Below are 25,159 nucleotides of genomic sequence, written 5' to 3' on the forward strand. Positions count from 1 at the left end.
CTGAACCGCGGCAAAGGACGACATGACGACCCGCCCCGCAAGCCATGCTATCTCGCCCTATGGCCGATGAACCTTTGCTGACGGAAGACGACGACGCGGAAATGCTCGAGGCGCGGATCGACGCGCCCGGCGTCCGTCTGGACAAGGCCCTGGCCTCCGCCTTCCCCACCCTGTCGCGCGCCCGGCTGCAAGCCCTGCTGGCCGAGGGCGCCGTCACCCGCGACGGCCAGCCGATCACCAGCGGCTCGGCCAAGGCGCAAGCGGGCCTCTACGCCGTCATCCTGCCGCCCGTCGCCCCGGCCACGCCCCTGCCCGAGGCCATCCCCCTGACCGTCCTTTTCGAGGACGCCGACCTGATCGTCATCGACAAGGCGCCCGGCATGGCCGCCCACCCGGCGCCCGGCTGCGAGACCGGCACCCTGGTCAACGCCCTGCTGGCCCATTGCGGCGCTGGCCTGTCCGGCATCGGCGGCGTGGCCCGTCCCGGCATCGTCCACCGCCTGGACAAGGACACCTCCGGCGTCATGGTCGCCGCCAAGACCGACCGCGCCCACCAGGGCCTGTCCGCCCTGTTCGCCGCCCACGACATTGAGCGCACCTATATCGCCCTCACGCGCGGCGCCCCCTCGCCGGAAAAGGGCCGCATCCAGACCCTGATCGGCCGCTCCCCCCATGACCGCAAGAAGATGGCCGTGCTCAAGGGCGGCGGACGCGAGGCCGTCACTGACTATGTGGTGCAGCAGACCTTCGGCCAACCCGCCAAGGCGTCTGGCGCGCCCATGGCCGCCCGCGTGGCCTGCACCCTGCACACCGGCCGCACCCACCAGATCCGCGTCCATATGGCGTCGAAAGGCGCGCCCCTGCTCGGCGACCCCGTCTATGGTTCGGGCAGCCCCGCCGCCCCCGTCCGCGCCGCCGTCACCGAGGTCGGCCTGACGCGTCAGGCCCTGCACGCCGCCGTCCTCGGCTTCGTCCACCCGGTGACCGGCCGGGCCCTGCGCTTCGAAACCGCCCCGCCCGAGGACATGCGCCGGCTGGAAGCCCTTCTCGCCGAGCTCTAGGCCACCCGCGTCAGCCGCACCGCCATCCACTTGCGCCCCGGCAGGGCCAGCGTCGGCCGCGCCGGATCGTGGAAGAAGTACTTCGTGTCCTTCTGCGCCAGGGTGAACACGCCGGGCACGGCCTCGACCGTCATGTTCCAGGTGTCGATGACGTCGGCCCGGAAGCGCTCCCCGCCGGTGATCTCGTCGCGCGGCACGTCCACCGCCCATTCGGTCGGGGCGTCGTCGCCGAAGTATCGCAGGTAGTATTGCCCCGGCACGCCGCCGAGGTGCTGCTCCCACCACTTGTCGATCGGCTCGATCCCAGGACGCGGCCCCGCCTCCATGATCGTCTTCAGGAAGGCCAGCAGCGGCGCGCTCTCGCCGCGCAGTTCGCCGCCCTCGCCTAGCCAGAACTCGCCGCCATCGACGGGGAAGCACTCCGAATGGCCGACATAGGTGCCGGCGATCAGGCCGTGCCAGAAGGCCCGCACCATCTGCGGTCCGGTCAGGTTGCCCCAGCGCTCGCTCAGCGAGCCCTCGTAACAGACCTCGTCGAAGATCACCGCCTTCCGCCAGACGCTGCGATAGGTCTCGGCCCGCGCGTCGTCCAGCACGGCCGACCCGTTCTGGATGCTGGAATGGGTCACCCAGGGCTTGCCGTTGTCGTACAGGCGGCGCCAGTTGTGGATCGACCGCAGCCGGCCATAGGGATCGCTGGCCTGCACCACCTGGAACAGACGGTCCCAGTCCGCATCCGTCTTGGTCTTCAGGATGTCGAACTCATTGGCCATCGACCACCAGACATTCCGATAGGCCGCCAACCGCGCCACGACATAGCGGAGATACCGATCATCCGCCTCGGCTGGCATCTCATCGAAGCCGTACCGGCCGTCATAGGGATGGAAGAGGATGACGTCCGCCTGAACGCCCAGCGCGCCCAGTGCGGCGACGCAGGCCTCCAGCCGCTGGAAGTAGGCCGGGTTGAACCGCGTCAGATCCCAGTCCCGATCACCCGGCCCGGTCTTCTCGAACGGGAACAGGGCCTCGTTGGTCTTCACCGAGGCGTTGGGAAAGACCAGCATCCGCATCTTGTTGAAGGGCGCGGTCTCCAGCGTCGCCAGCGTCTGCGCTCGTTTCGCCTGCGGCTGATGAGTCCAGCCATAGGCCGTGGTGCCGATCTGGCGGTAGGGCGTGCCGTCCGCATGGGCGAAGTGATAGGTGTCGACCACCCCGACCGGGCCGTGGTTGCCGGCGCCGGGGGCCACGGCCTCGAACCGCCCCTGCTTTCCATTCAGAGCCGCCAGCGCGCTTTCACTGGTCCAGCGCCACACGCCGGTCTCGGGCGGCGAGAAGCGGATGCGCCACACGCCCTCGCCGTCATAAAAGCCGGGCGCGCGCACCGTCGTCCGCCCGTCGGTGAAGACCCCGACCACCTCGACGCCGAAGGGATTGCCCGTCGCCGTCGCTTGCAGGGCGACCTCGAACAGGCCCCAGCGTTCCACCCGGGCTGACGACGCCTCGGCCTTCGCCGCGCCCGCCAGTCCCAGAGCCGCCGCGCTGATGATCGCGCCCCTGCGCGTTATGTCCTGCGTCATTCACCCCTCCCCAGAAGCAATTGTCCACCGGTGTCATACGAAAGGCGGCCCCACGCTGGCAAGCGCGTCAGCCTGCCGCGCCCTAACGCTTGATCAGCAACAGCAAGTGTTCTATATAGAGCTCACCGAAACGGTGGCTTGGGAGCCACAGTCACGCCTTCGTGTGACGATCCGCCCCTACACAAGGCGGCAACCCATACCCATCTGGATCGGTTGAGGGGTGAGGCGATGGCGCACGCATGTGGTCATGGCCGCGACGCCTGCTCTTGCTTTTGGTCGGAGGGACCACGTCTCATGGCTAACTCGACGCTCGCGGTAATGTCGCCTGAACAGGGACTGTCGCGCTATCTCACGGAAATCCGTAAGTTTCCGATGCTCACCAAGGACGAGGAGTTCATGCTCGCCAAACGCTGGAGCGAGCATCAGGACCCCGAAGCGGCCCACCGCCTCGTCACCTCTCACCTTCGTCTCGTGGCCAAGATCGCCATGGGTTATCGCGGCTACGGCCTGCCGATCGGCGAAGTGATCTCAGAGGGCAACGTCGGCCTGATGCAGGCCGTCAAGAAATTCGATCCCGACAAGGGCTTCCGCCTGGCCACCTACGCCATGTGGTGGATCCGCGCGTCCATTCAGGAATACATCCTGCGCAGCTGGTCGCTCGTGAAGATGGGCACCACCGCCGCGCAGAAGAAGCTCTTCTTCAACCTGCGCAAGGCCAAGAGCCAGATCTCGGCCTTTGAAGAAGGCGACCTGCATCCCGAGCACCTCGCCGCCATCGCCACCAAGCTGGGCGTGACCGAGGAAGAGGTCACCAACATGAACCGTCGCCTCGGCGGCGACGCCTCGCTGAACGCGCCGCTGCGCGCCGACGGCGAAAGCGAGTGGCAGGACTGGCTGGCCGACGACGACGCCGTCAGCCAGGAAACCCAGCTGGCCGAGAGCGAAGAAAAGTCGATCCGCATGAGCCTCCTCCAGGAGGCCATGGAGGAACTGACCGACCGCGAGAAACACATCCTGACCGAACGCCGCCTCAAGGACGATCCGGTCACCCTGGAAGAACTCGCCAGCCAGTACGGCGTGTCGCGCGAACGCGTGCGTCAGATCGAGGTTCGCGCCTTCGAGAAGCTGCAAAAAGCCATGCGCGCCGCCGCCGAGGAGCGGAACCTGGTCGACGCTTGACATCAAAACCCCTTCTCCCCTTGAGGGAGAAGGTGGCCCGTCAGGGCCGGATGAGGGGTGTCAGCGCTACCTCAAACCATCGCGCGGAGCCGACAGCCCTATCCTCGGGTCAAGCCCGAGGATGACGGCGCTTCAAAACGAAACGTCTCAGCCCGCCCGGGACAGGCTCTCGGGCGAGGCCAGGGCCAGCACCGCGCCGACCGGCCCGCCCAGCGTCGCCTTGGTCAGCGCACCGCCCGCCAGCGTCGTCTCGAGCCCCGCCGCAGCGATGGCCAACGAGGCGTCGCCGGTCTTGATGGCCAGAGCCTTCAACGTTTCGGCCTGCTGCTTGATCGCGCGCACGGCCTGCATGGGGTCGCTGTCGAACTGCGCCATGGCCGAGTTCAGGATCCGCATCGCCTGGTCCTTGACCGCCACCACGGCTTCCGCCGCCGACGCCGGCTTGTCCGCCTTGCGCTTGCCCGGTCCGGCGTAGTCGTCCGAGTTGAACCGACGACGGTCCGGCCCGATGTAGCCCACCGCCTCGACCCAGTCGCGCGGCTTGGTGGCCAGGTTCTCGACCCGGCGGAAGAGGTCGCCGCTGGTAAAGGGCTTCCTCAGGAACTCGTGCACCCCGGCGTCGCGCGCACCCTTGATGCTGCTGGCGGTCGCCTCGGCCGTAACCATGATGATCGGCACGCGCCGGCACGACAGGCTGGAGCGCCGGATGCGTCGCGCCAGGGCCTCGCCGTCCAGACGCGGCCCCGCCCGTTCCGTCAGGATCAGGCCCGGCTCCATCTCGCGCGCCAGATCGATCACCCGCGCCTCATCGCTCTCGACCGCGACGTCGCGCGACCCGAAACCTTTCAGCAGGTCGGACAGCAGCCGCGCGGCGGCGGGATTGGGATCGACGATGAGCACCCGGCGCACGACCGGGGCGATCCTCTGCATCGTCTTGGCGTCTAAAGCGAACACGGCTCGGCTCCATCTAGAGCCAAGAAAGTAAACTCAGGGGGTTAAGGGGCCGTTTCCCTTTTCGGGATGCGGCCCCCTGACCTCGGCCTCAGCCCTGGAACGGATCGCGCATCAGGATGGTGTCGTCCCGCTCGGGGCTGGTCGACAGCAGGGCCACCGGCGCGCCGATCAGCTCCTCGATCCGGCGCACGTATTTCAGCGCGTGGGCGTTCAGGTCCTTGAAGGTCCGCACCCCGCCCGTGCTCTCGGTCCAGCCTTCCAGCTCCTCGAACACCGGCTCGGCCGAGGCCTGATCCTTCAGGCTGGACGGCAGGTAGTCCAGCACCTCGCCGTTGATGCGATAGCCGACGCAGATCTTCAGCGTCTTCAGACCGTCCAGCACGTCCAGCTTGGTCAGGGCGATGCCGTCGATGCCGTTGATGGCCACCGACTGGCGCACCAGCACCGCGTCGAACCAGCCGCAACGCCGCGCCCGCCCCGTGTTGACGCCGACCTCGCGGCCCACGACCGCCAGATGCTCGCCAACCTCGTCGTTCAGCTCACAGGCGAAGGGGCCCTCGCCCACGCGGGTCGTATAGGCCTTGACGATGCCCAGCACATAGCCGACGCCGCGCGGCCCGATGCCCGATCCCGCCGCCGCCTGTCCGGCCACGGTGTTGGACGACGTCACATAGGGATAGGTGCCGTGATCCACGTCCAGGAAGGCGCCCTGCGCCCCCTCGAACAGCACGCGCTTGCCGTCCTTCTGGGCCTGATCCAGCACGCGCCAGGCGGGCTTGACGTAGGGCAGGATCTTCGGGGCGATCTCCAGCAGTTGCGCCATCAGGGCTTCCGGGTCGATCGGCTCCAGCCCCAGACCCGCGCGCAGCGGATCGTGGTGCGAGCGCAGACGGTCGATCTTGATCTTCAGATCGTCTTCGTTGGCCAGGTCGCAGACGCGAATGGCGCGACGGCCGACCTTGTCCTCATAGGCCGGGCCGATTCCGCGGCCGGTCGTGCCGATCTTGGCGCCCGGCGCGCTGGCGGCGGCCTCGCGCGCCACGTCCAGCGCCGGATGGATCGGCAGGATCAGGCAAGCATTGTCGGCGATGGTCAGGATGTCGGGGGTGATGGCCACGCCCTGGGCCTGGATCTTCTCGATCTCGCCGACCAGGTGCCAGGGGTCCACGACCACGCCGTTGCCGATGATCGAAGGCTTGCCCTGCACCACGCCCGACGGCAGCAGCGCCAGCTTGTAAACCTTGCCGTCGACGACCAGCGTATGGCCCGCGTTATGGCCGCCCTGGAACCGCACGACCATGTCGGCGCGATTGGACAGCCAGTCCACAATCTTGCCCTTGCCCTCGTCGCCCCATTGGGCGCCGACCACTGCGACGTTAGCCAAGACCGTTTCTCCGCAATCCAGAATGCGGTGGGAGCCTATAACCCCTGAATCGTCAGGAGTCCCCCAAAGACTCAGAATTATCCGGCCAGCTCGCCCGCCGCCGTCTGGAACGCCCATTCCAGCCAGGGCGTGGCCGCGACCACGTCCGCCGTCTCGACCGTGCATCCGCACCACAGACGCAGGCCCGGCGGCGCATAGCGATGCGGCTCCATGTCATAGACCGCGCCTTCGGTCTCCAGCAGAGCCTTGAACCGTTTGACGAACGCCTTCTGACCCGCCTCGTCCATCGCCGCGATGCGCGGGTCGGTGAACTTCAGGCAGACCGAGGTGGTCGAGCGGATTTCCGGCCGGTCGGGCAGGAAGGCGATCCAATCGGTCCGCTCCACCCATTCGGCCAGCGCCGCATAGTTCCGGTCCGTGCGCCGGATCAACTCCGGCAAGCCGCCCGCGCCCTTGGCCCACTCCAGGGCGTCGATCCAGTCCTCGATGGTCAGGATCGAGAAGGTGTTGATCACCACCCCCTCGGCCAGCGTCCGGTCGAAACCCTTCTTGTCGGTCAGGCGCAGCACCTTCGGGATCGACCGCGCGGGCCGGTAGCTGTCCAGCCGCGCCACGGCGCGCGGCGACACCACCATGACGCCGATGCCCGCCTCGCCGCCCAGCGCCTTCTGGAAGCTGAAGGTGGTCACGTCCAGCTTGTCCCACGGCAGGTCCATCGCAAAGGCCGCCGAGGTCGCGTCGCAGATGGTCAGCCCCTCGCGGTCGTCGGAAATCCAGTCGGCGTTATCGACCCGCACGCCCGAGGTCGTGCCGTTCCACGGAAACACCACGTCCTTGTTCGGATCGACCTGCGTCAGGTCCGGCAGTTCGCCCCAGGGCGCCGTCAGCACCTCGGGCTCCAGCTTCAGGTGGTCGCGCACGTCGGTCGCCCAGACCTGGCCGAAGTTCTCATAGGCCACGACCTGCACCGGCCGCTCGCCCAGCATCCCCCACAGCGCCGCCTCGACCGCGCCCGTGTCCGACCCCGGCGTGTAGAGCAGCACATAGTCCTCGGGCGGCGCCAGCACCTCGCGCGTCAGCCGCAAGCCATAGGCGAACCGCTCCACCACCTCCGGCGCGCGAATGCCGCGCCCCAGCAGGTTGGTCGGCAGCCCCGCCAGCGACCACCCCGGACGCTTGGCCGTCGGACCGGCGGAAAACCACGGGCGAGCCGGCTTGGCGTCAGGCTTGGCAGTCATAGGCGTCGTTCCTCGGGGAGAAGGATAGTAGGTCGGCTCAGCGTCCGGGCTTGTAGGGGCGCTTGTCGCGCCATTCGGTCGCGAACCGGATCAGCTCGTCATCGGGTGTCTCCGGCAGGGTCACCGCCAGCTTGGCCAGCAGGTCGCCGCGCTTGCCGCCGGCATAGGCGCCCCGCCCCTTCAGCCGCAGCACCTTGCCGCTGTTCGAGCCCTTGGGAATGGTCATCATCACTGCGCCCTCGGGCGTCGGCACCTGAATCTTGCCGCCCAGCACCGCGTCGGGAACCGACACCGGCAGGTCCATGGTCAGGTCCGCCCCGTCGCGCTTGAACACCGGATGCGGCGCGATCTTCAGCTCGATCAGGGCGTCGCCCGCCTGACCGCCGCGTCCCGGCGCGCCCTGCCCCTTCAGCCGGATCACCTGGCCCTCGGACGCCCCCTTGGGAATGGCCACGTCCAGCATCCGCCCGTCCGAGAACTGGATGCGGCGCGTCGTTCCGGCGATGGCGTCCTCCAGACTGACCTCCAGCGTCGCGCGCACGTCCTGGCCCTTGCCGCCGAACCCGCCACCGAAGCCGCTCTTGGCCCGTCCGCCCCCGCCGAAGGCGCCGAACAGCTCCTCCAGGTCGATATCCTCGAACCCGCCGCGTCCGCCCGAACCGCCAAAGCCGCCAAACCCGCCCTGACGGCCCCCGCCGCCCGGATGGCCGCCGCCAAAGCCGCGAAACTGCTCGCGTCCGTCCGCGTCGATCTCGCCGCGATCATACTTGGCCCGCTTCTCGGCGTCGCCCAGCAGGTCGAAGGCGGCGGTGATGCGCTTGAACCGCTCCTCGGCGACCTTGTCGCCCGGATTCTTGTCCGGGTGCAGTTCCTTGGCCAGCTTGCGGAACGCCTTCTTGATCTCGTCCGCGCTCGCGCCCTTGGAAACGCCCAGTTCCTTGTAGGGATCGCCAGCCACGTCGAGTTTGCTCCGAGATCAGAAAAGCCAGAGCGTCAGTTAAGCCATGCGCACCCCCGCTGGAAGGGGCAGATATGGTTTAGAGCAGCCTCACGACCGCTTCGCTGCCCCAGCCATAGCCCTCGCCCCACTGGGCCACGGCGATCCGCGCGCCCGCGCCCGGCCCGCCGGGGAAGTCCGCCGCCATCGCCCCCGCCGCATAGACCGTCTCCAGTCCCTCGACCTCCCAGACGCGCTTCTCCACGCCGTCGTCCAGCACCCGCACCCGGAATCGACGTGGATCGACCTCAAGGGGCTCCAGGTCCCAGCGATCGCCCCCGATCCGCACGCGCGGCGTCCACGACAGCCGTCGCCCGCCGCCCTCGACCGTCGCGCGCAGATGCGCCGGCCGCCAGGGCCGCGCCGACCGCGCCTCCCATGTGAAGGCGGCCTCGGCGAACCCCGCCCCGCCCGGCGGCGCCCCCGTCGGCCCCGCACGCCACAGACGCGGCAGACCACGTTCGTCGGCGCTCATGTCCACGCGCGGCAGGTTCCGATCCAGTATCACCATCAAAGCGCCGACTGACGCCCCGGCCGCCGTCGCCGCTTCGCTCCCCTGCTGCCCGCGCAGCAGACCGCTGAGCCGCCAGATCTCTCCGCCGACCAGATCCGCGCGCCGATACTGCACCACCTCCCAGCCCGCCGCCGTCTCGACCGCCACGGCGTTGCTTCCCCCCAGCACGGCTGCGGCAGGCAGGCTCTGCGGCGCCGTCCCCTCGATCCGCACCGTGATCGCATGGGTCTCGTCCCAACGCCCGAGCACGCCCCGCGTCAGCGGCGTCATCAACATCCCGACCGTCGCCGGCTGCGTCACGCTCGCGCGCGGCGTCAGCGTCGCGGCGTCCTGCCCGCCGTGCAGCGTCATCGGCCGCCACGGCTCGGCGGCGATCACGGCCACAGGCCGGCCGTCGTCCTCCGCGCCCGGCCCAAACCCCGGAATGGGCGGCAGGTCCAGCAGCCGCAGGAAGGGCGCCCCGACCACGATCGGCGGCTCGCCCGGCCGCCAGTCGGGCGTGGCCTCGGCGGACGCGATTCGCACGACCGGCTCCAGCGTCGCCGTCGGCTGTTCGTCCCAGTCCAGCCGTGCAGCGCGCCATTCGCCCGCTCGGCCTTCAACCTCGACGACGTCGCCCGGCTCGAGCTTCAGCGCCTGCAACGGCCCAAGACGCACGGTCAACCGCTCGCCCTCCCCCGTCGCCAAGGCCCGCCGCGCCGCGCTCGTCGCCAGTGCGGCGTCGTACACCACCGGCAGGTCGGCGTCCACCCCGCCGCCGTCGCCGCTCTGTTCGGCCCGCGCCGTGACCGATCCGGTCTGATAATCCGCTGTCTCGTCGATGAAGCGCACTCGCGCCGCGCTCGGCCTCGGCTCCAGCGACCGCTCCGCCGCCAGGCCTCCACTCTCTTCCGGCAGGGCCAGAGTCGTCGGCGTCAGGGTCAGCACCGCCGCCTCATCCCCCGACACCGCCACCCGCCCGTCGCGCTCCGCCGCCGTCGCGCCGAAGGCGGCCAGCAACGGCTCCAGCGCATCGCGCGTCCGCATCGGCCGGTCGATCACATAGCCCGCCGCCTCGCCTTCCAGGGTCCCGACGGCGAACTCATCCTCCTCCAGCCCCCCGCGCCGCAGCACCGCCGCGATCAGATCGACCGCCTCGCCGCTCATCCGCCCGTTCAGCCAGTGTCCGGCGCGCCAGGCCCCGGCGTCTGCCCAGACCTCCTTCAGCGCCGGAAATGCAGGATAGGGCCGCGCGTCCCAGCACCAGGCGTCGGCCCCGTCCAGCATCGCCCCGCCATAGACCGACGAGACCGGATTGTTCTGCGGGTCGGCATAGTGCTTCAGCACCGCCTCCAGCGCGCGTCGCTGCATCCGGTCGTCCCGCGCCCCCGTCGAAAACGGCGGCAGGGCGTTCTCCGTGCTCTTGGGGTCCTGGAACAGGTTGGGCGCATTGCCGCCCCGGTCCACCGCCGCACAGCCGAACTCCGTCAGCCGGATCGGCTTCATCTTCGGAATCCATTCCGTCGGCGTCGCGCTGCGAACCCCGTCCACGCGCTCATGGTGCAGGTTCGACCACCACCCCTTCAGGTCCTTGGGCCGGAACACCCAGTCCTCGCCGTGGGCCGTATCAAGGATGGGCGTCCGCGCCTGCGCAGCCCGGTCGGCGTCCGAGGCGTAATACCAGTCGTAGCCCTCGCCGCCCGCCACCTGCTCGGCCAGATAGGCGGCCGAGGACGGTCCCCGGAACCCGGCCTCGGCGTCCAGACCGCCGCCCCCGTCGCGCCAGTCGCCCGCCCGCCAGTCGCCCAGCGGCGGATACCAGTCGATCCCGACGTAATCGATGTTCGCATCGGCCCACAGCGGGTCCAGATGGAACCGAACCTCCCCGTCCGCCTGCCGCCCGAAATACTCCGACCAGTCGGCGGCGTAGCTCAGCTTCACCCCCGCCCCGACCACCGCCCGGCACTCCGCCGCCAGCGCCCGGAACTGCGCCACCGCCGGAAAGCCGCCGTCCGCATCGCGCGTCCACGTCAGCCCGCGCATCTCCGACCCGATCAGCAGCCCGTCCGCGCCTTCTTCTGACGCGATCCCCGCATAATGCAGCGCCAGCCGCCTCAGCCCCCAGCCCTCGGCCTCGCCGAACATCGCCGCCACCTCGGCTTCCCCGCTCGCCCCGTCGCTCCCCTTGATCCGCCCCCGCCACGGATAGCCGACGCAGTCCATGAAGACGAAGGGATAGAGCGTCACCTCCAGCCCCCGCGCCTTCAAGGCCCGGATCGCCTGCCGCACGGTCTCGTCCGACGGCGTCCCGCCATAGGCCGGCCCCACGCCGCCCTCGGCGTCCTCGACCTCTGAGATCAGGTGCGCCTCGCCCCGTTCCAGACCCGCCACCTTCCAGGTCAGCGGCTCGGTCGCCTTGGAGCGGTTCTCCACCCCCGGCCGGATGCGGCATTCGCCCGCTCGCACGTCGTCGCCGAACCAGCCGACGATCAGGCTGACCCGCTTCAGCTTCGGGGCCTGGATCATCAACTGATCCAGCGACACCAGCAGGTCCGCCCGTCCCTCGGCATGATGCACGTTCTCGGGCGCGGTCTTCGTCAGACCCTCGCGACGCATCACCGCCTCGCTCGCCAGACAGAACTCGCCCGCGCCGGGGATTAGGCAGACGCCTTCCAGCAGATCCTCCAGACGCCCCTCGCCCGGCGCCCGGCGGAACACCTCGAAGGCCAGCTGCGGCGCCCGGTTGCCGAACGGCCCCAGCGGCAGGTCCTCGAACACCACATAGGCCGTGCTGCGAAACGCGGGCGCCGTCCCTTCGACCGCCTCGATCAGCGGGTCCGGCGTCTGATCCTGCGTCCCGCGATGCACCCGCATCGTCACCCCGGTCAGATCCAGCGGCTGGCCGTCGGCCCAGACCCGCCCCACCCCGTCGATCGGACCCTCGCCCAGGGCCACGGCGAAGCTCAGCGAGTAGTCATACTCGACCGTCTTCTGCCCGCCCTTGCCGCCCGATCGTTTGGTCTTGCTCTCCAGAAACCGCGCGGCCCAGATCACCTGCCCCGCCACGCGCGCGCGTCCGAAGACGCAAGCCATCGGCGCGCCGTCCGCCGAAGACTGCAGGGTCAACGCCTCCAGTCTCGGCCCCTTCTGCCGCGTCGGCGACAGACCGGCGACCAGCCGATTGTCGACGGCCCGTCCGATGGTCGCGCCGACAAAGGCGCCGATCGGCCCGCCGATGGACCCGCCCGCCGCCGCCAGAACCACCTGCGCCATTCAAGCCTCCTTGATCGTCGGCCAGCGGAAGGCCGCGACCAGTCTTCGCCGCCACCACGGCCCCATCCAGCTCTCGACCACCGACCGCCCCCAGTAGGCGTGGATCATCTTCCATTCCGGCCCGTCATCGGCCGACAGGATGGCGCAGTGCTTGGCCGGACACCCAGCGCTCATGCGGAACAGCAACACGTCGCCGGCTCGCGCCGCCTCCGGCGCAATCTCGATCAGCCAGCGCCGCGCCGCGTGCAGCAGCGTCTCCTCGCCGCCGACCTCGGCCCAGTCGGGGCGGTACGGCGGCGGGCTCTCCGGCTCCTCGCCCATCACCTCGCGCCACACCCCGCGCACCAGGCCCAGACAGTCCGCGCCCTCGCCCCTCACGCTGGCCTGATGCCGATAGGGCGTCCCCAGCCAGTCACGCGCGGCGGCGATCACCTGGTCCCTCATCGGCGGCTCCCGCCGTCGTGGCGGCCGCCGTCCGCCGGTCGCGCGGCGATGAAGTCATCGCCCGGGATGTCGGGAAAGCCCTGGAAGTTGACGCCGTTGCCGAACCGTCCGGTGCAGCTGCTCCAGCGCTTGTCGCATCGACGCCCGGCGATCGCCTCGACGCTCAACCCGCACCGCGCATCGCCCAGAACCGCGTCGCAGGTTCGGCCATATGTCCGCCCGACGACCCGCTCCAGCGCCGCCATCGGCCCGTCCAGATCGGCGACAAAGGCCCCGTTCGCGCGCCGGATCCGCGCCAGGGTTCCGGCCCAAAGCCTCACCCTCAGCGCGGGCTTCATCCAGTCCACGCGCCACAACTCGACCCGAGCCTGATCATAGAGGCCCGTCGAAATGTCGTCCTCGGTGATCGCGGCGTCATCCAGCCCGCCGGACGCCGACAGCCCGCCCGCCGCCAGGCCGACCGCGCCCTCGCCCGCCCCCGCCGTCCAGCCGCTGCCCGCCCGGCAGACCACGCCCTCCAACTCCAGGTCGCGATCATGGTCGGTGAACGCCAGGGTCTCCCCGTCCGTCCGCCGCAGCACCCAGGCATGGCACAGCATCGCCGCCCCGCTCTCGATGCGGGCGGCCATCTCCTCCGGTAGATCGCGCATGGCTAGACCCGCACCTCGATCAGCGGCATGGCGACCATCCGTCCGGCCCCGAAGCTCTCCAGCGTCACCTCGATCCGGTCGGCGTCGAAACGCACCGGCGTGTCGAAGACGAAGCCCGCCGTCACCACGGCGCCCGACATCGGCGGCGTGGCCAGGGTCATCTCCCCTGTCAGGTGATCCAGCGCGAAGGCCGTCGTCTCGACGCCGTTCACCGCCACGCGCGCCGAACCTTCAACCGGCTTCGCAATCCGCCGCACATGGTCGCCATAGGTCTTGCCCAGGCGGAACATCCGTCGCACCCCGTCCCCGGTCCCGATCCTCTGGTCCATCGCCGCCACGGCCTCGCCGGGCGCACAACTCTTGAAGTCAGCGAAGTCGCGGAACCGGAAGCCGTACAGCCGCCCACGTCGCGCCTCGAAAAACGCCGTCAGCGCGGCCATGTCGTCCAGCGATTTCAGCCCCGCCCCGATCAGATAGCGCCTGCGCCCCTCGGCCCACGGCGTCGAGCGCCGCTCGAATCCGGAGCCCAGCGTCGTGATCTCCGTCCTTCGCTCCACTCCGCCGGTCGACCCGAACGCCAGCCGCGCGGGCAGACGCACCTCATGAAAGGCCATCAAAGACTCCTGTTATCTTGATTCTCCGCGACAGCCCGTCCAGTGACCCGGAGGCGGTCCCATCGACCGCGGTCGGGGGACCTTCATGCGCGGTGAAATTCTCAGCTACGACGCGGTCAGCGGCGAAGGCCTGATCAGCGGCGACGATCTGATGCGCTATCGCTTCTCACGGATCGACGTCGGCGGCGCCCAGGAGCCCGCTCCGGGCCTGCGCGTCGATTTCGTGCCGTTGGAGGATCGCGCCAGCCAGATCATCCCCCTGCTTGTTCAGGCCGGAGGGTTGTCGCCGACGGCCTTCGGTCCGGCCGAGCCCGCGCTCGGGATGTGGGCCTATTTTGTCCGTTGCATCCGCCAGAAGTTCGTCGACGGCGACGGCCGCGCGCGACGGCTGGAATACTGGTCCTTTGTCCTCTTCGCCTGGCTGACGATAATGGCGGCCTTCCTGCCCTTCTTCTTCCTCGTGGGCCTGAACGACGACAGCGATTCACTTTCCGCCGTCGCCGTTCTGGCCATGCTGGCGCCCGCCCTATGGGGACTGTTCCTGATGTTTCCCGGCATCGCCCTGGCTTCGCGGCGTCTGCACGACGTCGGCCTGTCGGGCTGGCTCTATCTGATCAGCTTCGTCCCCTATGTCGGCGGCCTCTTCATGCTGGTCGTGGCCTGCATTCCCTCCCAGCCCCACCCCAATCGCTACGGCCTCACGCCGAAACGATTCTGACCCAAACTGAGACTCATTCTTAAAAACCTGACTTAAGGTCACGCTTCGGGTTGTCTGGAAACCGTCGCTCGGTCATGTTCTGACTCATGCGGCCGGGGGCCGTTCAGAACTCAGGAGACTTGCGCGTGCGCGGTGAAATTCTCAGCTACGACGATGTATCGGGCACGGGCCTGATCAGCGGCGACGACAGCATCCGTTACGGCTTCGCCCGTTCGGCCATCCAGGCCGGCGGCGTCATCCGCGCCGGCGCCCGCGTCGATTTCGTGCCGGAAGGCCTGGAAGCGACCCAGATCATGGTCCTGGCCGGCGACCCCGCCGCCGCCTTCGGCCAGGCCGCCAGCTCGGCCTACGTCGCCCGCGACACCGGCGGCGGTTACGACTTCGCCAGCGCCATGTTCTCGTTCAACGGCCGCCTGCGCCGCCAGCACTTCTGGATCAGCTGGCTGATCCTGTTCGGCGTCAGCATCGTCACCGGCTGGCTGCCGATCATCGGCGGCCTGATCGGCCTGGTCCTGATCTGGCCCAACCTGGCCATCTCGGTGAAGCGCCTGCACGACATGGGCAAGTCCGGCTGGTTCGTCGTCATTCCCTATGTCGCCATGATCATCGGCTTCATCATGATCATCAGCGCCGTCGGCCTGGCCATCTTCACCAATCCCCAGGCCCTCGAAAACGAAGATCCGGCCGTCCTCATGTCCATGTTCGGCTCCATGTTTGGCGGCTTCGCCATCATGGGTCTGGTCGGCCTGGCCTTCCTGCTCTGGATCGGCATCACCGACAGCCAGCGCGGCGACAACAAGTTCGGCCCCAATCCCAAGGGCGAATGATCGACCTGAAGGGCGCTCTTCGGAGCGCCCTTTTTCGTTCAGGCTACCGCGCGCCGCACGGCGGCTTGCTGCTTGAGCCTCATTCTTCTCTCGCTATCGCTCGACGCGCGGCGCCTCCGCTGCCCGAGCGCCGCTACATCCTTCGCGCGCCCAGCGCCGTCGCCCGCGCCAGCATCCGTGCGATCTGCGCCTCGGATCGCAGCAGGCCCTGCGCCCCGCCCTCCACGCTGACATTGACCGTCACCCCCGCTCCGCCGCCCATCGGTTCGATGCTGCCCGCGCCCGCCGGCCGGAACACCTCCGGTCCCCGCTCGCCGACCAGATAGGCCCCGCCGCCCAGCACCGGCCCGCCCTCGGCCCGCGCCCCTCCGAAGCCGCTCATCACCGCCGAGATCGCGTCCGACAGACCGCCGCCCCGGCCCGAACCCGCCGCCGCATTGACGGCGTTCAGCACCGCCCGCGCCAACTCGGCCAGGGTGACCTCCCCGTCCGCCGCCGCCCGCGTCAGCGACCGCGTCAGGCTCTCGCCCGCCCGTCCGAACGCCTCCTCGATCGAGGCCGCCGCCCGCTCCGCCGGTTCCCGCAGCGCCTCCAGCGCCGCCGCCGCCTCCGCCGCCTTCACCGGCACGGCGTCGATCCCGTCCGGCCTGAAACCATCAGTCATCCGGCCACATCTCCCTCATCCGCTCCAGCTCGCTTCGCCCCAGCGGCGCCGCCTGAACCGGCCCCGCCGTCAGCATCCGCCATTCCTTCAGCGACAGCCGCCAGAACCCCTCCGGCCCCACGCCCATCCGCGCCGCCGCCTGAATCATCTCGCCCCACGCAGTCATGCGGCCGCCGCAAACGCCTTCGCCACCGCCTCCGCCGCCTCGCGCGGATCGACCGCCGCGCTCGCCAGCCCGTCCGCCAGCGCCCCCTCGCCCCCGCCGCGCAGCAGGGCCGCCAGAACCACCATCAGATCCCGCGCCGACAGCGAGCGCATCCGCTCGGCCAGCGCCGCCATTCCGGCTGTGCCCAGCCCTGTCTCGATCTCGGCCAAGGCTCCCAGCGTCAGACACAGCCTCCGCTCCGCCCCCGCCAGAACCGCGACCGCCTCGCCCCGCACGCCGTTCACCATCACAGCGCCTCGAAACTGATCTCGCCCGCGCTCGCCAGGCTCAGCGCAAAGCTCGCCTCCCCCTCGTGCTCGCCGGCGTACTCCAGCGCCGCCACGATGAACGCCCCCTCCAGCACGCCGAAGTCCGGCACGATCAGCCGCCAGGTCCTGGCCGCCTGTTCAAAGAAGGCCTCGCGGATCAGGGCGTCGGACGCCGCGTCGCGGAAAATCCCCTGCCCCGACACCGCCGCCGACTTCACGCCCGCGCCCGCCAACAGTTCGCGCCAGCGCCCGGCGCTGTCGCCGTCGGTGGCGTCCACCGTCCTGGCGTTCAGTGAAATCGTCCGCGCCCTCAGGCCCGCCACCGTGGTGAAGACGCCGCCCGCGCCCTCGATCTTCAGCAAGAGGTCCTTGCCGCGTTGCGCCGTCATGCCTTCAATCCTCCCTTGTCGCGCAGCGACGGGGGAGGGGGACCGCGAAGCGGTGGAGGGGGCAAGCCCCACGCACTGCCCGCTTCCGCCCCCTCCACCATGCTGCGCATGGTCCCCCTCCCCCGCTGCGCAGGGGAGGATCAGTTCTCAAACCTCTTCCGTCACGGCCCGCAGCCGCATCACCGCCCAGGCCCGTTTCAGGTCCGCGCTGCGGAACACGTCGGTGAAGGTCACGCCCAGGCTGACCGCCTTCACCCCATCGGCCTCGACCGGCGCATCAGCGACCCGCGCCCGCACCGCCGCCGCCACCGCCCGCGCCTCTTCCATGCCGGCAAAGCGGCTGGCGCAGGTCAGGGTCAGCCGATGCTCGACCCCGCCCCCGTCAGCGTTCACCCCTCGGCTCTCGCCCTTGCCGATCAGCAGATGCGGAAACGCGGGCTCCTCCGGCGGCTGGTCCCAGACCCTCACGGGATCGCCCAGCAGCGCCTGCAATCCCCCGTCTCCCTTCAGCCATTCGATCAGCGCCTTCACCAGCGCCCCCTCATGATCCCTCATCGCGCCCGCTCCAGGTTCAGCCGCACCCGCCCCGCCGCCTTCGGATCAGCCTCGATCCCGACGACACCCCAGTCCGCCCCACCGAAGCGCACCATCAGCCCCTCGGCCAGCCTCGGATCGGCCCGCACGGTCGCGCTCAGCGTCTCCACGCCCCGCGTCACCCCGCCCTCCGTCCGCTCGCGCCGACGCCGTGCGCCGAGGCTCAGCCACAGCGACCCCACGGGCTCATAGCTGACGACGCGCCCGCCATAGGGCGTCTCCGCCTCCACCGCCCGCACCAGGCTCGCGATCACCTTCACAGCCGCACCACGCGATAGGGCGCGATCCACCCCTCGACTGGCGCCGCCGACATCTCGCTCTCGCCGCGCTCATAGGCCCGCAGCACCAGCATCATCACCGCCAGCCGCAGCGGCGCCGCCGAGGTCGAAGCCAGGCTCAGCCCCACCTCCCCCTCCACCCGCGCCCGCGCGGCGTCGATCAGGGTCTGGATCAGCCCGTCCTCCGCCTCATGCTCGACGCGCAGGAAAAGCTTCGCCTCCGTGAGGGTCACGGGTGCGCTCATGCTCAAATCTCCTGTTTCCCTCTTCCTTCGCCCCTTGTGGGAGAAGGTGGCCGCCGAAGGCGGACGGATGAGGGGTCCCACCGCTGCAAACCCCTCACCCTCCCACCGCTCACGCGGCGGGTCCCTCCCTCTCCCACAAGGGGAGAGGGGTCAGTTCATTCAGCTCGCCGCGAACTTCATCAGCTTGATCGCGTCGAAGTTCTGCACCCCGCCGCCCACGCGCTTGGTTGTGTAGAACAGCACATAGGGCTTGGCCGAATAGGGGTCGCGCAGCACCCGCACCCCCGCGCGATCCACGATCAGATAGCCGCGCGAGAAGTCGCCGAACGCGATCGACAGGCTGTTGGCCGCCACATCCGGCATGGTCTCGATCTCGGTGACCGGATAGCCCAGCAGGCTGGCCGTCTCGCCCGGCCGCGTCGCCGGCGACCAGATATAGTTGCCGTCCGCGTCCTTGAACTTGCGCACCGCCGAGACCGTGCGGCGGTTCATCACGAAGCGTCCGTTCGGTCGATACTGGGCCTTGGGCGCATAGATCAGGTCGATCAGCTTGTCCGCCGGGTTGGTCGAGGCGAAGGCGCCCGCCGCGCCCGAGGCCACCGTGCCGATCTGGCCCCAGGTCTGCGTGCCTTCGCTCGCCGTCGCATAGGCCAGGAAGCCCTTGGGCTTGTTCACCCCGTCGCCGCTGACGAAGGCCGCCGTCTCCTGCGCCGCAAAGGCGTCCTCGACCTCGGCCGCCAGCCATTCGTCCAGGTCGATCAGGGCGTCGTCCAGCAGGCTCTGCGTCGCCGCCGGACAGGCGTACAGATCGGCCGACGAGAACTCCAGCAGCGCCAGGGTCGCCGGATCCGTCTCCGGCCTGGCCGCCGTCTCGGCCACCCAGCCCGCCGTCACTCCCGCCGTCGACACCGGCTTGCGGAACACGCCCGAGCCCACCGTGCGCACCGTGGCGATCTCACGCATCGGGCTGCCCGCCATCAGGCGTCGCTCGATGGCCCGCTCCGTCTCCGGCGGCACGACATAGCCCGCCGAGTTCGACGCCGACGACAGCCCCGCCTTCAACTCCAGACCCATATGAGTCTGGGGCGCCTGACCCGACTTCATATAGCCGTCCCAGGCCGCCTTGGCCTCCGGCGCCGCCACAACAGCAGGCGGCTCGCCGCCCAGCATCGGACGGCGGCTCTCGCTCAGCGCGCGGTCCAGACGCGCCTGCGCCCCCGCCACCGCCTGATCGATGCGCGCCACCTTCTCCTCCAGCAGCGCATCCGCCGACGCCTTCTTCTCGATCTCGTCCAGACGGGCGTCGTTGGCCCCTTTGAACGCCTCGAACGCCGCCATCATCTCATGCATGGCGGCGCGCGCCTCGGGCGATGCCGAGGCGGTCTTGGTCTCTTTCATGCTCTCTCCGCTTGAAGAACCGCATTTCGCGGTTACGCTTGGTGCGTGATCCCCATGGGATCGCGCCCTGTTCCCGCCGCCGCGCGGGACGCTCCCGAGAAGGATCGCCCCATGCGGCTGCCGTTGGTCTCTCTGTTGGCCGCCCTGTCGCTGAGCGTCGGCTCCGCCGCTCAGGCCGCCGACGACACGCCCCCGCCCCAGGTCGAGGCCTGGCCTCTGCAACGGACCGGCGCGATCGGTTCGTCCATCTTCTTTCAGGACCGCGCGGCCGCCCGCGCCACCGACGCCCTGCTGGCCCGTTTCGACGGCAAGCCGCCCGAGGGCCTGATCGGCTGGATCGTGGTCCCGAACGGCGAGGATCAACTGGTCCGCTTCCTCATCGGCGACCCGTCCGCCCCGCTCCCCGGCTACGACATCCTGGTCGACAAGAACGGCCGCGCCGGCGCCGTCATCGAGGCGACCGGCGCCGCCCTGCCTGACGATCAGGCCGTGCGCTATTACGCTCGCAACACCGCCGCGTCAGGCATAGGCCAACTGCGCTGCGCCGCCCGCTACAACGCCGTGGTTCTGGACGATCCCGACGGCGACGGCTGGCTGGTCTGGCTGCTGGCCTCGACCACCGACGCGAACAAGGTGCCGATGGGCGGCCACTACCGCTTCCATATCAGCGCCGACGGCCGCACCGTCGAAAAGCGCGAACAGCTCTCCGGCGGCTGCCTCGACCTGGACCGCCGTCAGTCAGGCCAGAACGGCCAGCCCGTCGGCCTGGTCACCAACGTCATCGTCGCGCCCCAGCCGCTCGAGATCCACGTCTTCCTGTCCCTGCTCAACCGCCTGCCGATCTATGTCGCAGCGGGCGACAAGCTGTGGGGCGTCCAAGGCGCCCTGATCCGCGAGGTCGACACGTCGCAGAGGCGCTAGACCGCCATGCCGACGCCCGTTTTCGCGCTCGCGGACCTCTTTTCCAGCCTGACCCAGCCACTAGTCCTGGCCTTCTTTCTCAGCCTCTTTCCGCCCGGAACCTTTTCCCATGAGAAGGCCCTCGCAACGCCCCGCTGGCGGTTCACGGCCGTCGTCTTCCTTCTGACCCTGACCGCCAGCGTTCCAGCCTCCGTCGTGAAATCCGCCTTCCAGCGCGGCGCCGTCGCCTCCGGATCGGAGCACCCGATTCTGATCGGCGTCGCCGCCGGGCTCGCCATCCTGCTCCCGACCCTGGCCTTCCTCTTCATCCCGCTGCGCCGCGCCTCGTCGCCGCCCAGAGGGTAAGCCTCCCATGACCCGTTCCGCACGAGTTCGCGATTTTCTTTCCCGGCACTGGGCTGGTCAGCTTCTAACAGCTGCCTTTCTGCCCAGTTGGCTGTTGCTTCTCGCCACCTCGGATCATGCCCCTCACCCGCTCGCTTCCTTCGCCGATGCGATACTGACCGGCATCACCGTCCTCGCCGGTCTTCTGGTTGTCGGCGTGTGGCTTTGGTCGCGAGACAGGCCCGGCGCGTTTGAGCAGCAGATCAAGGCCTGGACGCAGCCCATCCGAGAGGACAAATCCTACACCAGCCCCTGGAGCTTGCTGGGCGCCGCAGCCTTCTTCGCGGGCGGCCTACAGGTTCTCATGGATTTCGACATCTTCCGCCGCCTCCTCGCGGGCCTGGGCGTCGCTTCGATCTCCGCGTGGGAATCCCTGCTGACCTTGTGCGCGATCCAGCTTGCCTGCTTCTTCGCCCACAATCGCTGGCTCAACCGGCCCTGAATCTCGCCCCCGGCAACATGGGAAAGGTCACCAGCGACACCTCCCACAGCTCCACTTGGCTCAGCACCCGCAAGCGCCCGTCGCGCCGCGCCCTGGCCGCCCGGAACCCGATCGACAGCCCATCCAGCGCCCCCGCCCGCGTCAGCGCGGCGGCGTAGCGCGCCTCGCCCGACCAGTCATGGATGCGCCCTCGCACCCTCAATCCACGATGGTCCTCGACCATCTCGTCCCAGACGCCGACCACCGCGCGGCTCTCGTGCTGATGCAGCATCCGCACCCCGGCTGCGCCCGTCTTCGCCAGACTGTCGACGAAGGCGCCCTTCGCCACGACGTCCCCGTTCAGGTCGGCTGCGCCCCACAGCGAGGCGTAGCCTTCGATCCACAGCACACCCTTCTCCCTCCCCTTCATGGGGAGGGTGGCCGAGCCGTCTGGCGAGGTCGGGTGGGGGCGCTGCGGCGAGCCAGGCGCCGCCCCCTTCACTTCCAGCCCTCCCCACCCGGTCTCCGCTTCGCGTCGACCACCCTCCCCATGAAGGGGAGGGAGAAAACTGCGCTGCATCACTTCTCCTCCAGCCGCCGCTCGATCCGATCCACCGCCGCCCGCACCGCCTCGCCCTGGGCCTCCACCCGCGCCAGCCGCTCGGCCACCAGCCTCTGCTCGCCGACCCTCTGCTCCAGCGTCGAGATCCGCGCCGCCGCGCCCCCGGCCCAGACCAGCCCGCCGATGGTCTGCACCAGCAGGGCCGCGATCAGGGCGACCGGGACCTTCTTCACCTGTTCCATCACGCGCCCACCCCCGCCATGCGCCGCCGTTCTTCGTCCGTCAGGAAACTCGCCGCGTTCAGTCGCGCCCACAGCGCATCGCGCTCGACCTGCAGGGCCGGGACTGCGTCCAGGTCCGGCTCGATCCGGCAGTTGCTGAACCGCCCGCCCAGCCAGCCCGTCATCGCCCCCGCCGCCTTCCTCACCAGCGGGATCACCGTCCCGCGCCAGAAGGCGGCGTTGGCCTCGCGATAGTTGGCGTAGGTCGCGTCCCCCGGTATCCCCAGCAGCTGCGGCGGCACCCCGAACGCCAGGGCGATCTCCCGCGCCGCCGCGTGCTTGCCGGCGATGAAGTCCATGTCGTGCGGCGTCAGGCTCATCGGCTTCCAGTCCAGCCCGCCTTCCAGCAACAGAGGCCGCCCGGCGTTGCGCGCCCCCGCATGGGCCTCGCCCAGTTCCGCCTTCAGCGCCTCGAACTGCTCGCCCGTCAGCCGCTCCCCGTCCCTGGCCCCGTAAACCAGAGCTCCGCTTGGCCGCGCCGCATTGTCCAGCAGCGCCTTGTTCCAGGCGCCCGAGGCGTTGTGCACGTCGATGGCGAAGGCCGCCGCCTCCAGCGGCGAAAACCCGTAATGGTCGTCCGTCGGGTGGAACAGCTTCAAATGCATGACCGGCGACCAGCCGTCTGCGTGCCGCGCGATCCGCACCGCCTTCCCGCCGACTGCGTATTCATAGGCCTCGGGCCAGCCCGCCCGTCCGGGGACCACCTTCACCCGGTCCGGCCGCAGCGCCCACAGCTCGTCCGGCGCCCCGTCGCCGTCGGCGTCGCCGGTCGCCTCGACATAGGCGTTGCCCGCCGTCTGCAGCGCGCCGTAAAGCGCCTCCATCAACTCCCCGCCCGACTGCTCGGGATTGGGCTTGGCCAGCAGCCGCGCCAGCGGATGCTCCGTCGTCCGCACGCCCGCGACCATGACCACCAACGGCGTCGAGGCCGCCGCCTCCGCGATCATCCGCACGCAGCGATAGGCCACGGCGTTCTTCGCAAACCCCTCCTCGGCCAGGTGCGCATAGTCGCGCGGCGTCCACCGCGCCCGACCCGCCCCGGTCAGGGCGATCAACGGCCCCGCCCGGCTGTCCTTGGTTTCAGGCGCAGACACGCGCCGCCGACCGAACGGTCGTCGCCAATCCATGTGGTTCTCCATTTCCATCTTTCCTTCTCCCCTTGAGGGAGAAGGTGGCCCGTCAGGGCCGGATGAGGGGTGTCGGCGCGAGGGTTGATCGGAAGCCATGCGCCAGCTTCCACGCACCCCTCATCCGTCTTGCTTCGCAAGCCACCTTCTCCCTCAAGGGGAGAAGGATCAGATCACAACGCCCGCAGCCTCGGCTGCGTCTTCCCGGCCAGCAGCAGATGCGTCAGCGCCCAGACCAAAGCGTCCGCGCGGTCGGGACTCTTGGCCCCCGCCGCCTCGCTCCCCAGCGCCATCATCTCTTCTTCCAGCGCCGGAAACGCCCCGCAGTGGACCACCCGACCCTGCTCGTACAAGGCCGCCACCGGCTCGGCCCGCGCCTTCTTCGACCGGCTGGCGTGGACCAGCTTCACCTGCGCCGGGCAGTCCGCCTGACCCAGCAGGGTCCGCACCATCTCCCCGCCCTGGTTGGCCTCGGCCAGCACCAGGTCGGCGCCGAATTCCGCCGCCGTCTCGGCCACACGCTGCGCCCATCCGGCGGGCGAAAGGCCCCGCGCCGAACGGTCCGCCAGCACGTATCCCGTCTTGTCCTTCCTGCCCGCCACCACGATGCCGCAGGCGTCGCCGTGCGCGCTGGCCGGCGGGTCCACCGCCACCACGATCCGTTCGAACCGCGTCGGTCGGCCGCCCCGCGTCCGCGCCAGATCCTCGGCCCGGAACAGGGCGCCGTCCGCCTCGACGATCAGCCCCTCCATCTCCTGCGCCTCCAGCCGCGTCCCGGCGTAGAGGGCCTTCAGATGGCTCAGGAACCCCGGCGCCAGATTGTCGGCATTGGCCTGCGTCGCCAGCCGTGCCTTCACCACCCCCGGCTCGGCCAGCAGCCGCCTCAGGGCCGCAATGGGCCGGGGCGTCGTGGTGATGGCCAGCTTGGGATCGCCCCCCAGCCGCAGCCCGAACCTCAGGTTCGACAGTGTCGCCTCCGCGTGCCGCCAGGCGCAGAACTCGTCCGCCCAGGCCGCATGAAACTGCGGCCCGCGCAGGCTGTCCGGGTCCTCCGCCGAGAAGGCGTAGGCCGCAGACCCTGACGGCCAGATCAGCCTTCGCCGCCCCGCCTCCCAGCGCGGCCGGTTGTCCCTCGCCGCCTGCGCCTTCAGTCCCGACGGCCCCTCGACCATGACCTCGCGCACGTCATGCAAGGCCGGCCCGACCAGGGCGAAGGTCCAGTCCTTCTCCCGCGCCAGCTCATTCAGCCAGAAGCCCCCGGCGAAGGTCTTGCCCGACCCCCGCCCGCCCAGCAGCACCCAGGTGCGCCAATCGACGTCACGCGGCGCGATCTGTTCGTCGTTCAGCCTCGGCGTCGCCCGGATCCATGCCCGCAACACCCGGATCTTCTCCTCGCGCGGCAGCGCCTCGATCCAGTCCCGCAGCAAGGGACTTGCGCTCGAAAGCTGCGACGAGATGATCGACACGGGCGAAGAATTCGGCCTGGAGCCCGGCCAGTTCGGCGTCGCTGACATCACGATCGTCTTCGCTCATTTCATCCTCTTCGGGGGTCTTGCGGGCGGGTCGCGACCTCAGGGCCGCCACCGCCTTGGCCGTCCGCGCCAGAACGCCGACGGCCCGCGCCCGCTTCTCGGCCTCCGCCACGTCGAGCGGCGCCTCGGCGGCCGCGACCACCGCGATCGCCTCGTCGGTCAGGGCCTTCAGCCGGTCGAACACCGCCTCCAGCCACCCCGTCTCGTCCCTTTTTCCCGCCATGCCTGAACCATAGCCGAGCATCGTCCTCAGGCTGGCGAACAGCCGCCAGCACAGATCAATCCCGGGATTTTTCAGGGTTTGGCTGCGGCGACTGCGACAGCCGTGACGGGATCACCTTCGATCCTCCCCTGCGCAGCGGGGGAGGGGGACCATGCGCAGCATGGTGGAGGGGGCGAAAAACAGACTGGCGCTCAGATGGCTCGAGAGCAGCGCGCGCCCCTCGCCCCCCCCCCCCCCCCCCGCGGGCCCCCCCCGCC

29 protein-coding genes are annotated in these 25,159 nt (G+C 69.8%); 7 read left to right on the top strand and 22 right to left on the bottom strand.

Features of this window, described 5'->3' with window-relative positions:
* The first annotated feature begins 59 nt into the window (after positions 1-59).
* On the top strand, positions 60-1,061 hold the full coding sequence (locus B3K53_RS10160) for an RluA family pseudouridine synthase (RefSeq protein ID WP_292084125.1): 1,002 nt from the start codon (positions 60-62) through the stop codon (positions 1,059-1,061).
* Here the strand turns inward: B3K53_RS10160 and B3K53_RS10165 are convergent.
* Positions 1,058-2,638: a DUF5605 domain-containing protein gene (locus tag B3K53_RS10165; RefSeq protein ID WP_292084126.1), complete on the bottom strand. Its 1,581-nt coding sequence runs from the start codon at positions 2,636-2,638 to the stop codon at positions 1,058-1,060. The genes B3K53_RS10160 and B3K53_RS10165 overlap by 4 nt on opposite strands.
* Positions 2,639-2,932: 294 nt before the next feature.
* Between B3K53_RS10165 and rpoH the strand changes: the two genes are divergently transcribed.
* A complete protein-coding gene (gene rpoH, locus B3K53_RS10170) occupies positions 2,933-3,817 on the top strand; it encodes an RNA polymerase sigma factor RpoH (RefSeq protein ID WP_292084127.1) in 885 nt (294 codons plus the stop codon).
* A 147-nt stretch (positions 3,818-3,964) separates the two neighbouring features.
* Here the strand turns inward: rpoH and B3K53_RS10175 are convergent, their stop codons facing one another.
* The 8 genes from B3K53_RS10175 to B3K53_RS10210 form a co-directional block, all read right to left on the bottom strand.
* Positions 3,965-4,771, bottom strand: a complete 807-nt coding sequence (locus tag B3K53_RS10175; RefSeq protein WP_292084128.1) for a response regulator — start codon at positions 4,769-4,771, stop codon at positions 3,965-3,967.
* 88 nt (positions 4,772-4,859) lie between these two features.
* Entirely contained in the window at positions 4,860-6,155 is a 1,296-nt protein-coding gene (locus tag B3K53_RS10180; protein WP_292084129.1) for an adenylosuccinate synthase, read from the bottom strand.
* A 77-nt stretch (positions 6,156-6,232) separates the two neighbouring features.
* On the bottom strand, positions 6,233-7,393 hold the full coding sequence (locus tag B3K53_RS10185; protein WP_292084131.1) for a phosphoserine transaminase: 1,161 nt from the start codon (positions 7,391-7,393) through the stop codon (positions 6,233-6,235).
* A 37-nt stretch (positions 7,394-7,430) separates the two neighbouring features.
* Positions 7,431-8,351 carry a DnaJ C-terminal domain-containing protein gene (locus tag B3K53_RS10190; protein ID WP_292084132.1) on the bottom strand — a complete coding sequence of 307 codons (921 nt, stop codon included), beginning with the start codon at positions 8,349-8,351 and terminating at the stop codon, positions 7,431-7,433.
* A 79-nt stretch (positions 8,352-8,430) separates the two neighbouring features.
* Positions 8,431-12,156, bottom strand: coding sequence for a baseplate multidomain protein megatron (locus tag B3K53_RS10195; protein WP_292084133.1), 3,726 nt, complete (start codon positions 12,154-12,156; stop codon positions 8,431-8,433).
* Positions 12,157-12,600, bottom strand: coding sequence for an NlpC/P60 family protein (locus B3K53_RS10200; protein ID WP_292084134.1), 444 nt, complete (start codon positions 12,598-12,600; stop codon positions 12,157-12,159).
* The gene (locus tag B3K53_RS10205) at positions 12,597-13,250 is read right to left on the bottom strand and encodes a baseplate hub protein (RefSeq protein ID WP_292084136.1); all 654 of its coding nucleotides are present in this window, start codon (positions 13,248-13,250) and stop codon (positions 12,597-12,599) included. Before B3K53_RS10205 ends, B3K53_RS10200 begins: the two co-directional genes overlap by 4 nt.
* A 2-nt stretch (positions 13,251-13,252) precedes the next feature.
* Complete coding sequence (locus tag B3K53_RS10210) at positions 13,253-13,864, bottom strand: DUF2460 domain-containing protein (RefSeq protein WP_292084137.1); 612 nt, start codon at positions 13,862-13,864, stop codon at positions 13,253-13,255.
* Positions 13,865-13,949: 85 nt separating this feature from the next.
* On the opposite strand from B3K53_RS10210, the gene B3K53_RS10215 reads away from it, so the two are divergent.
* A complete protein-coding gene (locus B3K53_RS10215) occupies positions 13,950-14,582 on the top strand; it encodes a DUF805 domain-containing protein (protein WP_292084139.1) in 633 nt (210 codons plus the stop codon).
* Positions 14,583-14,707: 125 nt separating this feature from the next.
* Positions 14,708-15,409 (top strand): DUF805 domain-containing protein, encoded by a 702-nt coding sequence (locus tag B3K53_RS10220; protein WP_292084141.1) that lies wholly within the window; start codon positions 14,708-14,710, stop codon positions 15,407-15,409.
* A gap of 133 nt (positions 15,410-15,542) precedes the next feature.
* Here the strand turns inward: B3K53_RS10220 and B3K53_RS10225 are convergent, their stop codons facing one another.
* The 8 genes from B3K53_RS10225 to B3K53_RS10260 all read right to left on the bottom strand — a co-directional run bounded on the left by B3K53_RS10225 (position 15,543) and on the right by B3K53_RS10260 (position 19,451).
* Positions 15,543-16,073: a phage tail tape measure protein gene (locus tag B3K53_RS10225; RefSeq protein ID WP_292084142.1), complete on the bottom strand. Its 531-nt coding sequence runs from the start codon at positions 16,071-16,073 to the stop codon at positions 15,543-15,545.
* Positions 16,066-16,239, bottom strand: coding sequence for a phage tail assembly chaperone (locus B3K53_RS10230; RefSeq protein ID WP_292084144.1), 174 nt, complete (start codon positions 16,237-16,239; stop codon positions 16,066-16,068). The genes B3K53_RS10225 and B3K53_RS10230 overlap by 8 nt, the downstream gene beginning before the upstream one ends.
* Complete coding sequence (locus B3K53_RS10235) at positions 16,236-16,526, bottom strand: GTA-gp10 family protein (RefSeq protein WP_292084145.1); 291 nt, start codon at positions 16,524-16,526, stop codon at positions 16,236-16,238. Before B3K53_RS10235 ends, B3K53_RS10230 begins: the two co-directional genes overlap by 4 nt.
* Positions 16,526-16,936: a phage major tail protein, TP901-1 family gene (locus tag B3K53_RS10240; protein WP_292084146.1), complete on the bottom strand. Its 411-nt coding sequence runs from the start codon at positions 16,934-16,936 to the stop codon at positions 16,526-16,528. Before B3K53_RS10240 ends, B3K53_RS10235 begins: the two co-directional genes overlap by 1 nt.
* 147 nt (positions 16,937-17,083) lie before the next feature.
* Positions 17,084-17,491, bottom strand: coding sequence for a DUF3168 domain-containing protein (locus B3K53_RS10245; RefSeq protein ID WP_292084148.1), 408 nt, complete (start codon positions 17,489-17,491; stop codon positions 17,084-17,086).
* The gene (locus B3K53_RS10250) at positions 17,488-17,784 is read right to left on the bottom strand and encodes a phage head completion protein (RefSeq protein WP_292084149.1); all 297 of its coding nucleotides are present in this window, start codon (positions 17,782-17,784) and stop codon (positions 17,488-17,490) included. Before B3K53_RS10250 ends, B3K53_RS10245 begins: the two co-directional genes overlap by 4 nt.
* 2 nt (positions 17,785-17,786) lie before the next feature.
* Positions 17,787-18,053 (bottom strand): head-tail connector protein, encoded by a 267-nt coding sequence (locus B3K53_RS10255; RefSeq protein ID WP_292084150.1) that lies wholly within the window; start codon positions 18,051-18,053, stop codon positions 17,787-17,789.
* Between the two features lie 159 nt (positions 18,054-18,212).
* Positions 18,213-19,451 carry a phage major capsid protein gene (locus tag B3K53_RS10260; protein ID WP_292084152.1) on the bottom strand — a complete coding sequence of 413 codons (1,239 nt, stop codon included), beginning with the start codon at positions 19,449-19,451 and terminating at the stop codon, positions 18,213-18,215.
* A gap of 111 nt (positions 19,452-19,562) precedes the next feature.
* Between B3K53_RS10260 and B3K53_RS10265 the strand changes: the two genes are divergently transcribed.
* Genes B3K53_RS10265 through B3K53_RS10275 form a run of 3 tightly spaced genes read left to right on the top strand, consistent with a single transcriptional unit; the run spans position 19,563 to position 21,198 of the window.
* Complete coding sequence (locus B3K53_RS10265) at positions 19,563-20,372, top strand: hypothetical protein (RefSeq protein WP_292084153.1); 810 nt, start codon at positions 19,563-19,565, stop codon at positions 20,370-20,372.
* A 6-nt stretch (positions 20,373-20,378) separates the two neighbouring features.
* The gene (locus B3K53_RS10270; RefSeq protein WP_292084155.1) at positions 20,379-20,717 is read left to right on the top strand and encodes a hypothetical protein; all 339 of its coding nucleotides are present in this window, start codon (positions 20,379-20,381) and stop codon (positions 20,715-20,717) included.
* Positions 20,718-20,724: 7 nt separating this feature from the next.
* Positions 20,725-21,198 (top strand): hypothetical protein, encoded by a 474-nt coding sequence (locus B3K53_RS10275; protein ID WP_292084157.1) that lies wholly within the window; start codon positions 20,725-20,727, stop codon positions 21,196-21,198.
* On the opposite strand, the gene B3K53_RS10280 is transcribed toward B3K53_RS10275, so the two are convergent.
* From B3K53_RS10280 to B3K53_RS10300, 5 genes are all read right to left on the bottom strand, one after another.
* Entirely contained in the window at positions 21,185-21,607 is a 423-nt protein-coding gene (locus B3K53_RS10280) for an HK97 family phage prohead protease (protein ID WP_292084160.1), read from the bottom strand. The two genes, B3K53_RS10275 and B3K53_RS10280, sit on opposite strands and share 14 nt — an antisense overlap.
* A gap of 149 nt (positions 21,608-21,756) precedes the next feature.
* Positions 21,757-21,981 (bottom strand): hypothetical protein, encoded by a 225-nt coding sequence (locus tag B3K53_RS10285; protein ID WP_292084162.1) that lies wholly within the window; start codon positions 21,979-21,981, stop codon positions 21,757-21,759.
* Positions 21,981-23,159 carry a phage portal protein gene (locus B3K53_RS10290; protein WP_292084271.1) on the bottom strand — a complete coding sequence of 393 codons (1,179 nt, stop codon included), beginning with the start codon at positions 23,157-23,159 and terminating at the stop codon, positions 21,981-21,983. Before B3K53_RS10290 ends, B3K53_RS10285 begins: the two co-directional genes overlap by 1 nt.
* A 161-nt stretch (positions 23,160-23,320) precedes the next feature.
* Entirely contained in the window at positions 23,321-24,526 is a 1,206-nt protein-coding gene (locus B3K53_RS10295; RefSeq protein WP_292084164.1) for a DNA-packaging protein, read from the bottom strand.
* Entirely contained in the window at positions 24,465-24,902 is a 438-nt protein-coding gene (locus tag B3K53_RS10300) for a hypothetical protein (protein ID WP_292084165.1), read from the bottom strand. The genes B3K53_RS10295 and B3K53_RS10300 overlap by 62 nt, the downstream gene beginning before the upstream one ends.
* Positions 24,903-25,159 lie beyond the last annotated feature (257 nt).

The organism is Brevundimonas sp. UBA7506 (assembly GCF_002479495.1).
Classification (GTDB): domain Bacteria; phylum Pseudomonadota; class Alphaproteobacteria; order Caulobacterales; family Caulobacteraceae; genus Brevundimonas.

Excerpts from the sequence above, each read along its gene's own strand:
- B3K53_RS10160 (WP_292084125.1), top strand. The coding sequence starts at position 60 with ATGGCCGATGAACCTTTGCTGACGGAAGACGACGACGCGGAAATGCTC.
- B3K53_RS10165 (WP_292084126.1), bottom strand. The coding sequence starts at position 2,638 with ATGACGCAGGACATAACGCGCAGGGGCGCGATCATCAGCGCGGCGGCT.
- rpoH (WP_292084127.1), top strand. The coding sequence starts at position 2,933 with ATGGCTAACTCGACGCTCGCGGTAATGTCGCCTGAACAGGGACTGTCG.
- B3K53_RS10185 (WP_292084131.1), bottom strand. The coding sequence starts at position 7,393 with ATGACTGCCAAGCCTGACGCCAAGCCGGCTCGCCCGTGGTTTTCCGCC.
- B3K53_RS10195 (WP_292084133.1), bottom strand. The coding sequence starts at position 12,156 with ATGGCGCAGGTGGTTCTGGCGGCGGCGGGCGGGTCCATCGGCGGGCCG.
- B3K53_RS10200 (WP_292084134.1), bottom strand. The coding sequence starts at position 12,600 with ATGAGGGACCAGGTGATCGCCGCCGCGCGTGACTGGCTGGGGACGCCC.
- B3K53_RS10205 (WP_292084136.1), bottom strand. The coding sequence starts at position 13,250 with ATGCGCGATCTACCGGAGGAGATGGCCGCCCGCATCGAGAGCGGGGCG.
- B3K53_RS10210 (WP_292084137.1), bottom strand. The coding sequence starts at position 13,864 with ATGGCCTTTCATGAGGTGCGTCTGCCCGCGCGGCTGGCGTTCGGGTCG.
- B3K53_RS10215 (WP_292084139.1), top strand. The coding sequence starts at position 13,950 with ATGCGCGGTGAAATTCTCAGCTACGACGCGGTCAGCGGCGAAGGCCTG.
- B3K53_RS10225 (WP_292084142.1), bottom strand. The coding sequence starts at position 16,073 with ATGACTGATGGTTTCAGGCCGGACGGGATCGACGCCGTGCCGGTGAAG.
- B3K53_RS10230 (WP_292084144.1), bottom strand. The coding sequence starts at position 16,239 with ATGACTGCGTGGGGCGAGATGATTCAGGCGGCGGCGCGGATGGGCGTG.
- B3K53_RS10235 (WP_292084145.1), bottom strand. The coding sequence starts at position 16,526 with ATGGTGAACGGCGTGCGGGGCGAGGCGGTCGCGGTTCTGGCGGGGGCG.
- B3K53_RS10240 (WP_292084146.1), bottom strand. The coding sequence starts at position 16,936 with ATGACGGCGCAACGCGGCAAGGACCTCTTGCTGAAGATCGAGGGCGCG.
- B3K53_RS10245 (WP_292084148.1), bottom strand. The coding sequence starts at position 17,491 with ATGAGGGATCATGAGGGGGCGCTGGTGAAGGCGCTGATCGAATGGCTG.
- B3K53_RS10255 (WP_292084150.1), bottom strand. The coding sequence starts at position 18,053 with ATGAGCGCACCCGTGACCCTCACGGAGGCGAAGCTTTTCCTGCGCGTC.
- B3K53_RS10260 (WP_292084152.1), bottom strand. The coding sequence starts at position 19,451 with ATGAAAGAGACCAAGACCGCCTCGGCATCGCCCGAGGCGCGCGCCGCC.
- B3K53_RS10265 (WP_292084153.1), top strand. The coding sequence starts at position 19,563 with ATGCGGCTGCCGTTGGTCTCTCTGTTGGCCGCCCTGTCGCTGAGCGTC.
- B3K53_RS10270 (WP_292084155.1), top strand. The coding sequence starts at position 20,379 with ATGCCGACGCCCGTTTTCGCGCTCGCGGACCTCTTTTCCAGCCTGACC.
- B3K53_RS10275 (WP_292084157.1), top strand. The coding sequence starts at position 20,725 with ATGACCCGTTCCGCACGAGTTCGCGATTTTCTTTCCCGGCACTGGGCT.
- B3K53_RS10280 (WP_292084160.1), bottom strand. The coding sequence starts at position 21,607 with ATGAAGGGGAGGGAGAAGGGTGTGCTGTGGATCGAAGGCTACGCCTCG.
- B3K53_RS10285 (WP_292084162.1), bottom strand. The coding sequence starts at position 21,981 with ATGGAACAGGTGAAGAAGGTCCCGGTCGCCCTGATCGCGGCCCTGCTG.
- B3K53_RS10290 (WP_292084271.1), bottom strand. The coding sequence starts at position 23,159 with ATGGAGAACCACATGGATTGGCGACGACCGTTCGGTCGGCGGCGCGTG.
- B3K53_RS10300 (WP_292084165.1), bottom strand. The coding sequence starts at position 24,902 with ATGGCGGGAAAAAGGGACGAGACGGGGTGGCTGGAGGCGGTGTTCGAC.